Source organism: Candidatus Saccharibacteria bacterium (genome assembly GCA_016191105.1).
Lineage (GTDB): Bacteria > Patescibacteriota > Saccharimonadia > CAILAD01 > BJGX01 > JACPPH01.
The window spans coordinates 104555-118471 of record JACPPH010000008.1 but is presented as its reverse complement, the minus strand read 5'-3'; the positions used below and the strand labels follow the sequence as shown (position 1 = coordinate 118471).

Annotated in this window: 14 protein-coding genes and 2 tRNA genes; 6 read left to right on the top strand and 10 right to left on the bottom strand. The window is 46.9% G+C overall.

Annotated elements, in window-relative coordinates; all coding sequences use genetic code 11:
* Window positions 1–12 precede the first annotated feature (12 nt).
* The 4 genes from lepA to tilS form a co-directional block, all read right to left on the bottom strand.
* Entirely contained in the window at window positions 13–1788 is a 1776-nt protein-coding gene (gene lepA, locus HYX70_04435; GenBank protein MBI2798509.1) for an elongation factor 4, read from the bottom strand.
* Window positions 1772–3370, bottom strand: a complete 1599-nt coding sequence (gene murJ, locus HYX70_04430) for a murein biosynthesis integral membrane protein MurJ (protein ID MBI2798508.1) — start codon at window positions 3368–3370, stop codon at window positions 1772–1774. The genes lepA and murJ overlap by 17 nt, the downstream gene beginning before the upstream one ends.
* Before the next feature lie 70 nt (window positions 3371–3440).
* The gene (locus tag HYX70_04425) at window positions 3441–5291 is read right to left on the bottom strand and encodes an ATP-dependent metallopeptidase FtsH/Yme1/Tma family protein (protein MBI2798507.1); all 1851 of its coding nucleotides are present in this window, start codon (window positions 5289–5291) and stop codon (window positions 3441–3443) included.
* Window positions 5292–6614, bottom strand: coding sequence for a tRNA lysidine(34) synthetase TilS (gene tilS, locus HYX70_04420; protein MBI2798506.1), 1323 nt, complete (start codon window positions 6612–6614; stop codon window positions 5292–5294).
* 275 nt (window positions 6615–6889) lie between these two features.
* Here tilS and HYX70_04415 point away from each other — a divergent pair, with 275 nt between their 5' ends.
* Window positions 6890–7867 (top strand): hypothetical protein, encoded by a 978-nt coding sequence (locus HYX70_04415; GenBank protein MBI2798505.1) that lies wholly within the window; start codon window positions 6890–6892, stop codon window positions 7865–7867.
* 76 nt (window positions 7868–7943) lie between these two features.
* Here HYX70_04415 and HYX70_04410 read toward each other — a convergent pair whose 3' ends face one another.
* Window positions 7944–8414 (bottom strand): hypothetical protein, encoded by a 471-nt coding sequence (locus HYX70_04410; protein ID MBI2798504.1) that lies wholly within the window; start codon window positions 8412–8414, stop codon window positions 7944–7946.
* Window positions 8415–8426: 12 nt separating this feature from the next.
* A complete protein-coding gene (locus tag HYX70_04405; protein MBI2798503.1) occupies window positions 8427–8585 on the bottom strand; it encodes a hypothetical protein in 159 nt (52 codons plus the stop codon).
* A 222-nt stretch (window positions 8586–8807) separates the two neighbouring features.
* Between HYX70_04405 and HYX70_04400 the strand changes: the two genes are divergently transcribed.
* The 5 genes from HYX70_04400 to HYX70_04380 all read left to right on the top strand — a co-directional run bounded on the left by HYX70_04400 (window position 8808) and on the right by HYX70_04380 (window position 10165).
* Window positions 8808–8884, top strand: a tRNA-Met gene (locus HYX70_04400).
* Between the two features lie 42 nt (window positions 8885–8926).
* Window positions 8927–9001, top strand: a tRNA-Met gene (locus tag HYX70_04395).
* Window positions 9002–9056: 55 nt separating this feature from the next.
* Window positions 9057–9614, top strand: coding sequence for a hypothetical protein (locus HYX70_04390; protein MBI2798502.1), 558 nt, complete (start codon window positions 9057–9059; stop codon window positions 9612–9614).
* A 23-nt stretch (window positions 9615–9637) separates the two neighbouring features.
* Window positions 9638–9832, top strand: a complete 195-nt coding sequence (locus HYX70_04385; GenBank protein ID MBI2798501.1) for a (d)CMP kinase — start codon at window positions 9638–9640, stop codon at window positions 9830–9832.
* A gap of 3 nt (window positions 9833–9835) precedes the next feature.
* Window positions 9836–10165: a hypothetical protein gene (locus HYX70_04380; GenBank protein ID MBI2798500.1), complete on the top strand. Its 330-nt coding sequence runs from the start codon at window positions 9836–9838 to the stop codon at window positions 10163–10165.
* Here the strand turns inward: HYX70_04380 and HYX70_04375 are convergent.
* The 4 genes from HYX70_04375 to HYX70_04360 all read right to left on the bottom strand — a co-directional run bounded on the left by HYX70_04375 (window position 10162) and on the right by HYX70_04360 (window position 13758).
* Window positions 10162–10560 (bottom strand): septum formation initiator family protein, encoded by a 399-nt coding sequence (locus tag HYX70_04375; GenBank protein ID MBI2798499.1) that lies wholly within the window; start codon window positions 10558–10560, stop codon window positions 10162–10164. The two genes, HYX70_04380 and HYX70_04375, sit on opposite strands and share 4 nt — an antisense overlap.
* A 30-nt stretch (window positions 10561–10590) precedes the next feature.
* The gene (locus tag HYX70_04370) at window positions 10591–11406 is read right to left on the bottom strand and encodes a hypothetical protein (GenBank protein ID MBI2798498.1); all 816 of its coding nucleotides are present in this window, start codon (window positions 11404–11406) and stop codon (window positions 10591–10593) included.
* Window positions 11407–12567, bottom strand: a complete 1161-nt coding sequence (locus HYX70_04365; protein ID MBI2798497.1) for a metallophosphoesterase — start codon at window positions 12565–12567, stop codon at window positions 11407–11409.
* Window positions 12568–12633: 66 nt separating this feature from the next.
* Window positions 12634–13758 carry an ABC transporter permease gene (locus tag HYX70_04360; protein MBI2798496.1) on the bottom strand — a complete coding sequence of 375 codons (1125 nt, stop codon included), beginning with the start codon at window positions 13756–13758 and terminating at the stop codon, window positions 12634–12636.
* Window positions 13759–13917 lie beyond the last annotated feature (159 nt).

Below are 13917 nucleotides of genomic sequence, written 5' to 3'. Positions count from 1 at the left end.
AAGCGTAAGTAGTTAGTCTTTTTTTAGCATTACCATAAAGGCCTCGGGCGGAATATCGACCTGACCAATCTTTTTGAGGCGTTTTTTGCCTTCTTTTTGCTTGGCCCAAAGCTTCTTTTTGCGCGAGATGTCGCCGCCATATAGTTTGGCAGTTACATTTTTACCCAGAGCTTTAACATCTTCGCGCGCGATTATCTTAGCGCCTATGGCGGCCTGCAGGCTAACCTCAAATAATTGGCGCGGAATAACGTCTTTGAGTTTATCGATTACCTTACGGCCAACACTAAGTGATTCTGAGCGGTGAACCATTAGGCTTAGGCTGTCTACTAACTCGCCGGCAACCAAAACATCTACCTTAACCAAGTCTTCAGGCCGATAACCCATTAGTTCGTAATTAAATGAGCCGTAACCAGAGGTAACGCTTTTAAGATCATCATAAAAATCTGTTAACACATTAGCTAGCGGTGCTTCAAAATTTACAAGCGCCAGTGTTTGATCAATGTAACTCAAGTCTTTTTGAATCCCGCGAACCGAATTTATAAGTTGTATAACCGAGCCAACGTAGCCACTTGGCACAATTATCTCGCCCTTGATCCATGGCTCTTGAATCTCAGAAATGCGGGTTGGCTCAGGAAGCTCAGAAGCACTTTTTATATCAACTTCGTCGCCATTTATGAGTTTAACCTTGTAGTCAACGCTGGGGTTGGTAACCACCAAGCTTAACCCATACTCTCGCTCAAGCCGAGCTTTTACAATATCCAGATGTAACAAACCCAAGAAGCCCAGGCGAAAACCATAGCCTAAGACCTGTGAATTCTCGGGTTCATACGCAAGAGCCGAATCGTTAAGCGTAAGCTTCTCGATAGCATCTTTCAGACTCGGATAATCCTCGGCCGAAGCCGGGAAGAAACCAGCATATACATAGGGCTGCACTTTCTTGTATCCCGGCAGAGCCTCCGGCGAATGTAGCTTTGAGTCTGTTACCGTATCCCCCACCCGAGCATCGGCCGTTGTTTTTAGATTGGTTGCAATATAGCCAATTTGCCCACAGTGTATGATCGCATCGGATGTAAGTTGGGGGCTAAAGTACCCAATATCAACGGCTAAAGTATTTTTACCAGATGCCATCAAAAACAAATCTTGACCCTTTTTTAGCTCACCATCGATGAGTCTTATATAAAGTATGACCCCCCGATATTCATCGTATACCGAGTCAAAAATTAGAGCCCTAGTTGGCTTGTCTGGTTGACCGGACGGTGGTGGTACATGCTCGATCACTCTATCTATAAGCTCCGTTACTCCAGTTCCCTCTTTGGCAGAAATTCGCAAAACATCGCTTGGCTCACAACCCAAGAGAGCCGATATCTCTTTGGCGACTCGCTCGGGTTCGGCAGCAGGCAAATCAATCTTATTTAATACTGGAATAATCGTTAGGTTAGCCTCTAAAGCCAAGTAAACGTTGGCCAAGGTTTGAGCCTGAATGCCTTGGGCGGCATCAACCACTAAGATTGCGCCTTCGCAGGCCGCTAGGCTGCGACTAACCTCATAGCTAAAGTCGACGTGGCCGGGAGTGTCAATTAGGTTCAACTGGTGAGCTTGCCAGTTCATGCGTACCGGCTGGAGCTTAATGGTTATACCCTTCTCTCTTTCCAGATCCATTTGGTCGAGCAACTGGGCCTTCATTTCGCGAGCCTGAACGGTACCTGTTAATTCCAACATGCGATCAGCCAAAGTGCTCTTGCCATGATCAATATGAGCAATAATGCAAAAGTTACGAATTCGATCCATACAATCGCCTTACCCGACGCAATGGATGCAGAGCTTTTTTGATAACCTTATCGACCTCTTTGAGCCTGAGCACCTTAGCCACCCCGAGGTAGACCCCAATACCTACAACCGATAGAATCATAAATTTTGGTGCAATATTCGTAAACCCAACATCGTTTTTGTAGAGTGGTAATATCTGACTCACCAGGTAATACAGTACAGATGTCATAGCCGCACTAGCCAATGAAATCTTAGCAAATTTAATTAGTATTGACTTAAGGCCAATATGCTTATAGCGAACCTGAAGGATTACGACAAGCAAAACTAGCTCGTATAGCGTTGATATCGACAGTGCTATTGCCATGCCCGAGATCCCAAATTTAGCCGACAATACAAAACTCAAAATTATGTTGATCACAATCGAAGATAAGCTGGTTAAAAGTGGTGTTATCGTATTTTCGAAGGCATAAAATACCCGGGCCACCATGAAATATAGGCTCTGGGCAATGATTACGCCCGCTAACCAGCCAAGGGTGTCGGCGGTGGCTTGGTCGCCAAAGCCAAAAAGCAGGCGCACTATATAGCCGCGCATAACTACCGCAATAGCTGCCGATGGTATGGTTAGAAACAGAATGTAGCCAATGTCGCGTACCAAAATAGCTGGGAGATGGGACTTATCCTTAGACTTTACAGCTCTTATTAAACTTGGGAAAGCTGCGGTTGCAATTGCTGAGCCAAATAGCGCTACCGGCACATTTTTAAGGTTATTGGCATAGTAATAGGCCGCCAGGCTACCGGTTGTTAGCCGTGAGGCAATTGCGGTCTGGATAATCCAATTAACCTGATCGATCCCAAGATCTAGCGAGCGTGGTACCATAAGCTTAACCACCTGAATAACATCTTTATTTAAGAAGTCGAGACTAAAGCTAAAGCGCCAGCCTAAACCCAGCGTGCCCAAAAACTGGATCACGGCCTGCATGACTGTACCACCAACAACCCCCCAGGCAACGCCATATATGGGGTGAGCCGGAAATAGCTTAGGCGCCAACAAAATGCCGATAATTATACCAACGTTATAAAAGACGCTTGCAAAAGCAAACAGCGCAAACCTATTAAAAGATTGCTGGATACCACCAAACACGCTGGCTAGGGCAAACAGAGTTGGTGTAACCAGCATTATGCGTGCCAAGGTAACAGTTAGTGCGTGCTGCTGGGCATTGAAGCCGGGCGTTAAAAGACTTACCAGCGGGTTGGCAAAGATAAACGCCAACAGCCCAAAGATAGTTGTAGCTAACAACAGTAAGGTGGTTAAAGCGTTGGTCATATGCCAGGCCTCTTGCTGTTGTTTTTTCTCAATGTGGCCAATAAAAACTGGTATGAAAGCTACAGCAAAGGCTCCCGACACAAGCAGGGTAAATAAAAGGTCCGGGATTCGAAAAGCAGCCGTGTAGGCATCGGTACTGGCAGATACACCAAAGTTAGCTGCCAACATACGATCGCGCAATAAACCCAAAACTCTACTTAGTAAATAACTAAGTGAAATTAAAAAGGCCGCTACTCCGAGCGTGCGCGATTTGTTGATCTTTTTTAGAATGTTGTTCATCGCGTGTTAGTTATTATATCAGGAGTAGGCTGATTATTAAATCAGATAGACCTAAGCCGAGCATAACCGCCTAAACTTCTTGGTGCGGGCCGAGTGCCGTGTCGATGTCTTTGGGTGGAGCTTTTTTGTCTAGACTAGCAAAAAGTTTTTCGAACTCTGGCCCCTCAAGAGTTTCTTTTTCTATCAAAGTCTTAGCAATCAAATCGAGTTGCTGGCGATTCTTGGTAATCACCTCGCTGGCACGCTGGCTGCCTTCGTCGATAATCTTGGCTACTTCGTTATCTATCTTAGAGGCAATCTCTTCGGAATATTGTCGGCCTTCGCCCATGGTGCGCCCCAGGAATATCGAATTATCGACCTCGCCAAAGAAGCGATTCTTGAGACTATCGGTCATGCCATATTCGGTCACCATTCGGCGAGCCAGCTCGTTGGCATGCTTCAGATCACTTTCAGCTCCAGTGGTAATTTCGTTGAACACAATTTTTTCGGCCGTGCGTCCACCTAAGCTCATAGCAATGTCATCTTTGAAATCCGCCACCGAGTGCAGATGCTTATCTTCTTCTGGCAGGCTCCAAGTAACACCGCCGGCCATACCGCGACTAACAATGCTAACTTTGTGAACCGAATGGCAGTGCGCCAATAGATGACTCAGCAAGGCATGGCCAGCCTCGTGATAAGCCGTGATTTTCTTTTCTTCGTCGTTTAGAATGTGGCTCTTGCGCTCTGGGCCCAAAGCAACTTTTTCGACTGCCTCGTGCAGATCGGCCTGACTAACCTTTTTACGGTTTTGGCGAGCAGCCAAAATAGCAGCTTCGTTGGCAATATTGGCCAAATCGGCTCCCGAAACGCCGGGGGTTTTGCGAGCAATCTCGCGTAACTTAACCTCGGCCTCGAGTGGCTTGTTTTTGGTGTGAACCTCCAGAATCTCTTCACGGGCTTTCATGTCGGGAGCGTCGAGGGTAATGCGACGGTCAAAGCGACCTGGTCGAAGTAAGGCTGGGTCGAGCACATCGGGGCGGTTGGTAGCTGCCATTACTATCACATTGGTGCCTTGTTCAAAACCGTCCATTTCAACCAAAATTTGATTCAGGGTTTGCTCGCGCTCATCGTGACCACCACCCAGGCCAGTGCCACGCTGGCGACCAACTGCATCGATCTCGTCAATAAAGATTATGCAGGGCGCATTCTTTTTGGCCTTGTTAAATAAATCACGCACGCGGCTAGCACCCACCCCTACAAACATCTCCACAAATTCCGAACCAGATATGCTAAAGAATGGCACATCGGCCTCACCGGCAACAGCGCGAGCCAGTAAGGTCTTACCAGTACCCGGGCTACCAAACAACAGCACGCCCTTGGGAATCTTGGCACCCAAGGCTTCAAATTTGCCAGGGTACTTCAAAAACTCCACAATCTCTTGCAGCTCAGTCTTAGCCTCAATAGCACCAGCCACATCGGCAAACTTAACTTTCTCTTTTTCCATGCCAAAAACTCTGGCTTTGGATTTACCAAAGCTCATAGCCTGGTTGTTAGACCCTTGAGCTTGGCGCATTATAAAGTAAAAAAAGCCAATTATTAGCAAAACTGGAATAAAGGCCAGCGCAATGTCGATCCATTTGCCCGAGCCGTCGTTTGGATTCTTGGGTTCAACTTTTACTTTATTGTAGTCTATGCCGTAGTCTTTGAGGCTGGTGTTGCTTTCTTTGAAAGCCTGTTCTTTGCTGCCGTCTTTCAGATTTATTACGAGCTGGTCGCCGGTAAGCTCAATGCTTTCTACTTGGCCTTGGTTAGCCTGATCAATAACCTTGCTCAAGCTAACTTGGGCGGGTTTTTGAGGAGTGGTAGTTGAGAAATACAAAAAGGCACCAATTACTAGCAAACCTAAAACTATATAGATAACGTTCTTGGGTATTCTTTTCATTTAAACCTCACAAATTAACTGAATTGGCTGGTCTTTGTCTGTAGCGGCAAAGCGTCGATCAATAGCTAGTGTTGGTAGCCAGACTACCTCGCCGCTAGCGCTCACCACTACTGGCCAGTGCGAACGCAAGTGCTTGGGCACTTTGGCATCCGAAAAAACATCTTGGAGCTTTTTGCTACCCTCCATGCCTAGTGGTTGCACCCTATCACCAGGCTGCCAGAAGCGTACATACATATTGCCAGGACGCACTAAGGCTTGTGGCCTATCGGTATCAATTGGTTCGTTCAACAGGCGCAGATTAAATAAGCCGTGGCTAAAGGGCTGATTAACATTCAAAGGGGCAGTTCTACCAGATCTGGGGTTACTAACCGGATTAACAGAAGTAATCATTACGCTACCATAGTTACACATCATATGCAACCCAGATGCCAGGTGCGTAACCGAGCCACTGCGGGCACGGCTTACAAACCTTAAAGCCTGCTCTAAATTTTTTTGACTCAATGCCACGCCAGGGGCCAGCTGCTTGCAAATATAGCTAAGCAAATTAAGTTGCACGGCTTCGGGCAATTTACTAAATCGAACCTGATCAATCTCCACTTTTTTGCCGTTTTGTTCAATCACGATGTCGGCTAATAGGCCTTGCAAGTTAGATTCAATTCGGTCGTTTAAGACTTCTAGGCGGTCGAGCGAGCAACTTAGCTGGCTACGAAAGTCTGCTTGAGTGATTGAGCCCAATGGCATTAGCTCGTTTCTTAACAAGTTACGCCGATAGGCTAAGTCACTGTTGCTGCTGTCTTGTCGATAAGACAGATTATGCAGATTGGCGTAAACAATTATGTCGGCTTTGCGGAATGGCAGCAAAGGACGCACCAAGTTATCCCGCCTGGCTCTTAGTGCCGCTAAGCCTTCGCGGTCAGCCCCACGAATAGAGTTGAGCAGGCTAGTTTCGAGCCGGTCGTCACCATGGTGGGCTGTAACAATATAGTCGTAACCCCCCGCGCTGGCCAATTCTTGCAAAAATCCATAGCGCGCCTCCCTAAGTTGAGCCTCGCGGCGTTCTTCCCCGGGTAACTGACCAAGATAAAACTTATAGCCATAATCGTCTGCCAACTTGCCAACCAACTGAGCGTCGTCAACCGAATCGAGCCTAGTCTTGTGGTCGAGGTGAGCTATCGCTAACTCCCAGTTATAGTAAGTATTAAGACCGTGCAACAGATCGAGCAGGCTAACCGAATCTACTCCGCCCGAGACAGCCAAAAGCAACTTAGAGCGCGGCGGCAAAAGCTTGGTACTAGAAAGATGGTTATGCAGTTCAGAAAGCATACTTAATATTTTACCATTACCAGGTGTTTAAGAAACCGTAATTACTACCTAATCTAACTTGCGCTTGTCACCCACCCTGTCATCCCGGACCGGTTCGGCTTTAGACGAAACCAGGATCCGGGATCTATATCATAAACCCATGGATCCCGGATCAAGTCTGGAATAACATTTTAGAAGTGCCTGTGCTTGCTCGGCACGAAGATAAGTTGTACAAAGAAGTTACCTTAACGTAGCCCTAAGAAACTGGGCGTAGTCAAAACAGAAAGGAGCTCATCGTGAGCTCAAGCGAAGAAACCACCGGCGAATACGAGCGGCGCAACCCGCTGCTCGACTTCTTGCCTCACCGACTTCGGAATTGGGACAACTGGTACGAGATGCTTCTCAACCCAGAAACCCCGCTCGAAGTTCAGATTGGCCTGCTGCATTGCGGGTTCGGAGTCGAGGGCAGCTGCAATCAGAACGCTGCGATCGACCGCATGGCTCTCTATCTGCGCATGGCCGACGGTCACCTCGATCATCTGAACGGGCTCTACAACCGCGAACGTGATGTGGTCGACGACCGCAGGATCGACCGCTACAAGGAGGGTCGGCAGACGCTCGCCGCCAAAGCCTTTGCTGTCACCAGTGAGCAGATGTTCAGGCAACTGCCCGAACGAGAAGGAGGCAAGATCGTTTCGTGGACTTGGCTGGAACAGCCTGACATGCTCGAGCTGTTCGTTTGGTTCCTCAGAAGCGAAGACCCTCTGTACTCAACACATCGCACCTACAACCTTCAGGACCCTGAAGGCCGTGGGAGCAAGCCTATGGAGTGGGCGGTGAATTGCGGCAAATGGTTGTGCGAGCTGGCCTTTTACCGCGACCTCGAGCTGGACAGTGAGTACCACCAAGGGCTGGTCGCCTTCAACCGGCGACTGGTAGCGTGTCGGCCGCAGCTGCTGCCATTCATGCGGGCCTTCAAACTGCTACACCTGGCCGAGCAGCTGGGCGAGAACCTCGACAAGGCCACGCTCACAGCTTTGCGCAAGATGGCCATGAATGAGACCGTCAACTATGGCCAGCGAAAGCCGGCCAGCATCAAAGATGCCGCAGCATCTGGCTCCTACCCGGGACGCGTCTGCTTCATGATCGACACCATCATCGAGGAGAACAAACGACGGAGAGAGGTCGCCAAGGCACACGCCGAGGCTGCCGAAGCCAAGGCCCGCGCTCGCGAAGCTGAGAAACGAGCCAAGGACCTCGCCAAGTCCAAGTAAGCCCCGTTACGAACGGATCAACCCGCAATGCGCGGCGCCCCCTTCGTAGCGGGGCGTCGTGCCTTCTATGGGTAATTTAGGGCTGAGTTACGCGCATTGAGCTAAAATTGACTTTGCCGCTAACCGATATAAATACTTCGGCATTGTTTGAGTCATATTGCGATGTAAAGCAGAAGAGCGGTTGCGAGATGCTATCGAGTTTAAAGTCATTGGCACCAAAGGCCACGGTTTGACTGTCGTTGTAGCGCACCGAGCCTTGAGTTTGAGCCCCCGCGCTACTGTTGCCCCACCAACAATACTTTAGACCGCTCTTAAGAGCTAGATTAAACCTAGTAGTGCCATTGTTAGCACTAGTTTGCTGGTTTAAGTTGGAGCCTTTTGTAAAACTAACCACTGTGCCGGCCTTGGTAGTATCAACCGAGCGATAAGCTTGGCTTACAAACACCATTGCTAATCCGGCGATTGCAACCAAAACCACTGCCAACCATAATGTTTGTGCTGGCAATGGGTCGCGGTTTAACTTTTTCTTTTTGTTACGAGCAGGCATTTAGCTTGCCTACTAGCGGATTGACGATGTGTAGGTAGCGGCACTAGCGTATAAAATAAATGCTATTCCAGCCATAGCCACCAAAACAATCATTATTAGAAACGATGGTTCAATAAACTGCTTTTTAGAGCGAGCCAGTGGTGCTTTGCGAGTAGACTTTTTTGCGGGCATTAGTTTTTCCTTTTAACTATCCTTCTTATGGTAACGGGTTTGTATCCCCAGAGCAAGCCCTTAGCTTGAGCGTTTACTTTTAGGTTGATTTATGGTAGAATCAGTGGTTTAAACGGCTCAAATTGTCGAAAAAATTTGAACCGAGAGAAAAACCTTGGTGCAGACAAAAGCAAATACATTTATAATATGTTTGCGATAGTCGAAGCCAAAGTTTGACAGCGAGGCTGCGTAGCTCAGTCGGTTAGAGCGCGGGACTCATAAGCCCGAGGTCGAAGGTTCGATCCCTTCCGCAGCCACCATGTTGACTATTACTCCTGATAGAGATAAAATATCACATACGTCGCGGGGTGGAGCAGTGGCAGCTCGTCAGGCTCATAACCTGAAGGTCGCGGGTTCGAGTCCCGCCCCCGCTACCAGAATTATTTTGACCCTTAAAAACGGGTCATTTTTTGTGCTATAGTAGCCATAAGCATGAAGGCTATCAAACACAGCCAACAAGGTTTTAGTGTGGTTGAGCTAATAATTATTGTTTTAATCATAATTATATTAGCTGCTATCGGCTATTTTTTGTATCGAAATAATGCCAAAACTACCATGACAAGTACAGAATGCTTCACCGTATCTGTTCCAGCTAAATATACCATTACTAATTCTGGCGGAAATCGTTGTCAGTTTGTTGCCAAGCTTGGCTCGAGCAACATGGTGTTAATTGTGCCCTTTACTGAAAGTGTAAATAGTAAGGAGCAGGCAGACACAATTCTCAAAGAAGGGTCGCCACGCCTGGCTACCAGCGATATATCTGTAGTGGATATAGATGGCCGCCCAGCAGAGATGTTTTCGGGCGTATCCAAGCCTGCCGACCAACCAGAAAAGCTATTGTACTCTTACTTGGCATATGGAACAAATCCATACAGGCCCTCGGGGAGCGGCAAAACAATAAATGCCTTCTCAATTAAGTTTGTATTTGAACCCAATAATACCTCAAAAGCTGAGATCGATAGAATTGTGAAAAGTATTAACTGGCGCTAGATACGGCCTTGGCTATGCATAGCATGACAGCAAATAAATTCGTGGTAGCTATAACTGGTCCAACAGGATCCGGCAAGAGTGCGGTCGCCAAACGGCTGGCCAAACAAATTCCTGATTGTGCCAATATTGAAGTAGATAATATTAAGCACTTCTTGGTGAGCGGTTTTAAGTACGACATCCTACCAGATGGCAAAAAGAAGTGGAGATTCGAACAATAGAGTTTGGTAGGTGAAAGCATAGGCATGATCGCCAAAAACTTCCACAAAAAAGATTTAAATGTAATTATAAATGGCTATCTTGATGAATCCGCATGGGAGGAGTTAGTTAAGCAAGTCGAGCTGACCCATAAGATACTTCTGTTGCCCCGAGCAGATATTGCCAAACTTCGAGACGAGCAAAGACATGAGAACTTTAGGATGGGTAGAGAGGCGGTTGATGAACATTATGAGCATTTTTCCACCGTCCCCTTTTACAAAGACTTCGTTAAGATAGATTCCTCAAACCACAATATCGAGCGAACAGTAAAACAAGTTACTGGTCTTTTGGCTTAACTGCCGAGAAGGAAATCCCACCACTGTTGCGGGTTGGGCTTTTGGGCTTCTAGATCTTGTTTGGTTTGCAGCTGCACCGGCACACTCTCCACGCTAGCCGAATCTGTACTTGGAGCTTGAGATTTGGTAATAACCACCCCCTCGCCTGGCGCTTGCAAGCCCAACTTTTCGCGAGCTATACGCTCTTTATAAGAGTCGGTTTGATAGTAAGTAATTTTGTAGCCTAGCTGTTCAATCTGCACTTGCAGCTGGTCAATCTGGTTCTGCAAGGCATCACTACGCGCCCGCAGGGTATAATTTTTGGACGTTTCGGAGGCTAATACTGCAAACATGTATATAGCTATAAGCAGGCCAAACCAAAAGAGAATCTTCGAATAATTAAAAAGCTTACGCATAAGACTTATTTTATCACAGGTAGGATGATATTAATCTTGGGCCGGCTTAACCTGCAGGTAGCGCTTGGCCAAGCAAATTTGGTAGGCCAGACTACTATAGATAATTAACACGAACAATACGACAGCCGATATGGTTATCCAGATGCTTCCCAGCAAGATTAGTTTATTGGCCAATAGCATAACAGCTGGCAGCACAAAGATAAGCACAAACAACATTATTGCCGCCATTAAAATGACAGTAAAGACCAGTACCATCTTAACAAATACGCTCATATGGCCTTTTGCCCTCACCAGATTGTAGCTGTCTTTCATGGCCTCAATCGGATTTTGGTTTTGGTCAACCAAAATATAGGTTGCCGGCGCCATAAAGGCTGAGATCAAAACGCTCAGCACCAAACTTATAACAGCGCCAATGAGTGGGATTATCTGAACGGCAGTCACCACCTGATTTATTAAACCAACTAAAAAATTAACTATAAATATGTACCACATCTTAGCCCAAGCTACAGTTTTGAGCTGCGCCAGGCTTAAGCTCTGGCGCTTGGCAATACTGAGCGACAAATAAACGTAGGCCGATGCCAGATACACGCTTAGCACAAACAAGCCGGCCACAAAGGCCAGGCCATATATTGCTGCCAAAATCACCAAGGGTAGCCGGCCGCCTGGCAAAAAGATTGCCATTACTATTAACAACACCAAGATAGCAGCTGCTGGCACCATTAGCAAAGTCCAGCTCATAATATGGACTAAACCCCGATTGTTCAGCCCAATATCTGACAGCGATTGAAAGAACAGTCGCCAAGAGCCCTGCTTGGCGTAATCTTTTGGCGCAACAGTTTGCAACAATTAAACCTCCAGGCTTTTTACTAACTTTGCTTCAGTATACACGATTGGCTTTTTGAGGAGTAGCTTTTCGAACCCCTTCAACCCCTCGAGCTTTCGGTTGCCAGCAAATAGCGAAACTTTTACCTTTTGACCCATTTCGAATTCTAGCCATGATAGCTGCAGACTGGGTATATAGATTTTGGGCAAACCTAGTCGGGCTTGGTAAGCTTTGGTAATCTTGGTACCCGAGCCACTGTTGGCATAAAAGCCGTCCTTGATTGGTGTAAGCTCGGCCACATGGGTGTGACCAAATACTCCACCAGTTATTTTCTTGGAACTAATCCTTGTGCTGGTATACTCACGCGGGTCGCGATTGTGATCACTACCGCCACGTTCATCTACCAAGCTAGCACTAAGTTTCCAAAAGTGCCTCAAGATTACATAGCCAATAACTATCAGCAACACTGCGTCTAAAATAATCACTATGTCGGTTAGCACCAAGAAGTCTAGCACCTTTTGCGGTGGCGCTTGTTCTAAGAAGTAAAAACCAACGACGGTTAAAAATCTGTAGAGCAATGCTAGTACAAATGGCAACGCCAGCCAGCCACTATTTCTAACAATTGTCCGGTAAAAAATCCTTGAAAACAAAAAAATCGGAAACCGGCGCGGATCGGCCAAAGTATCAACATCGGCTAGAACCTCAGTTTTGGATTTTTGAGCCATCGGCAGAATCTTTTGAACCACATATTGGCCCATGGGGTGATCGTGTGGATCGCGCTGATCCTCAAACAAGTTGTCGGGATCCAATTGATGACCGTGCTCAAATATTACAACTTTTCCATTCATATTGAGCTCTAGCTGAAAACAAAGCTTTGCACCAAGCTCAGCTTGAATAACTTTCTGATCCTCGCTACTCCACCCCACCTCGCCATCGTGATTACCCACCACAAATACAACCTGGCAGCCAGGTTGTTCGCCGAAATTTTTTATTGCACTTGTTAATCTAGCGTGAGCTTGCAAGGCAGCCTTTAAATCTGGATTTTGGCCAGCCCACAATTCTATAATGTCACCATTTAGCACTACAATCCCAGGGCCTGCATGCGAGCGAATCCGCTGAGCTAATTCTTGCTCAACCCAAGCCGAGGCTTTGGTCTGCTTAGCCTGTAGGTGAATATCGCTCAAACTTATAGCCCAAAAGGGAGCTGGCAATTTTAACTGTAAACAATCGTTTACTGGCACGCTACTAGCCTATTCCCACTTAAATACTTTGATAGCTACAATAAACATAATCACGCCCCATATAACCAGACCCAATATGTCGCCCCGTACTTGCCACAGGGTGGAGCCCTGAGTTGAGACCGCGCGCATGGCATCGGCCAGATAGGTTAGCGGAAAAAAGCCAGTTATGGTTTGAAGCCAATTCGGCAGAGTATCGCGTGGAATAAATGTGCCGCTCAAAAAGAGCATTGGGAAACTAATAAGGTTGGCAATGGGTGCAGCTTGGTTTTCATCTTTGGCCCAGCCAGCCACCGTAAAGCCAAAGGCCAAGAAAACCAATACACCAAGAAAAGCTAGGACAAATATGTTGAACATGCTGCCTACAATGTGAACCTTAAAAACCAGCACACTAAGCCCTATTAACAAGCTAACCTGCAATACGCCAATCAGTAAGCGAGCAACCGACTGACCAAATATAAATGTTACCGGATGGGTCGGGGTTACAAACAGGCGGCGCAATGCCCCGGAGCTCTTAAAACTCACAAAAGCAAAGGCTATGCTAAATATGCCAAGCTGCATTATAGACAGCGCCACTATGCCGGGCACCAGATAGTCAATGTAGCCTAGATTATAAGTACTAACCCCCTCTGACTGGACACTAAAAACCACTGGCGTTTTGGTAATTTGGCTGTTAAGTCCACCAACAATCTGACCAACCACCAAATTGGCAGCCTGCCCGGTTTGGGGTTGACCCTTGTTGTAGTAGGTTTTAATTTGAGCAGTTTTTGGGCCAAAAGTGCTAGGATCAACCTGGCCAAATTCTGCCGGCACTACGATTACAAGATCGGTCTTACCCTTGTCTAAGCGATCTTTAGCAGAACTTAAATCGTCTTCGGTGGTCTTAAATACGTCTTTGTTACCAGTAAGCGTGTTCACAAAACTTTGCGACAACTGAGTGTTGCTTTGATTAACTATATCGAGCTTAAAGCTACTTTGCTTGGTAGAGTTAAAAGCACCAAATATGAGTATGAACATAACCGGTATAAATAGCGTAAAGAACACTGCCGTACGGTTGCGGAAATACATCTTAACACTGGCAACTGTCAGGGTTTTGTAGGCTAGCCAGGTTTTCTTGTGTTTAACTTGCTTACTCATAGCAAGCTCCTGAGTAGTGTTTGGTATTCGCACGCAAAACACAGCTAGCTTGTGTACAGTTTAAGGCAAGGCCGAAGACCGCAAGCAAGCTGTACGAAGCGTACAGTAAGCGCGGACTGGAGGCTTTAACGCCAAAATGTGCCAAGATACTATGTCGAC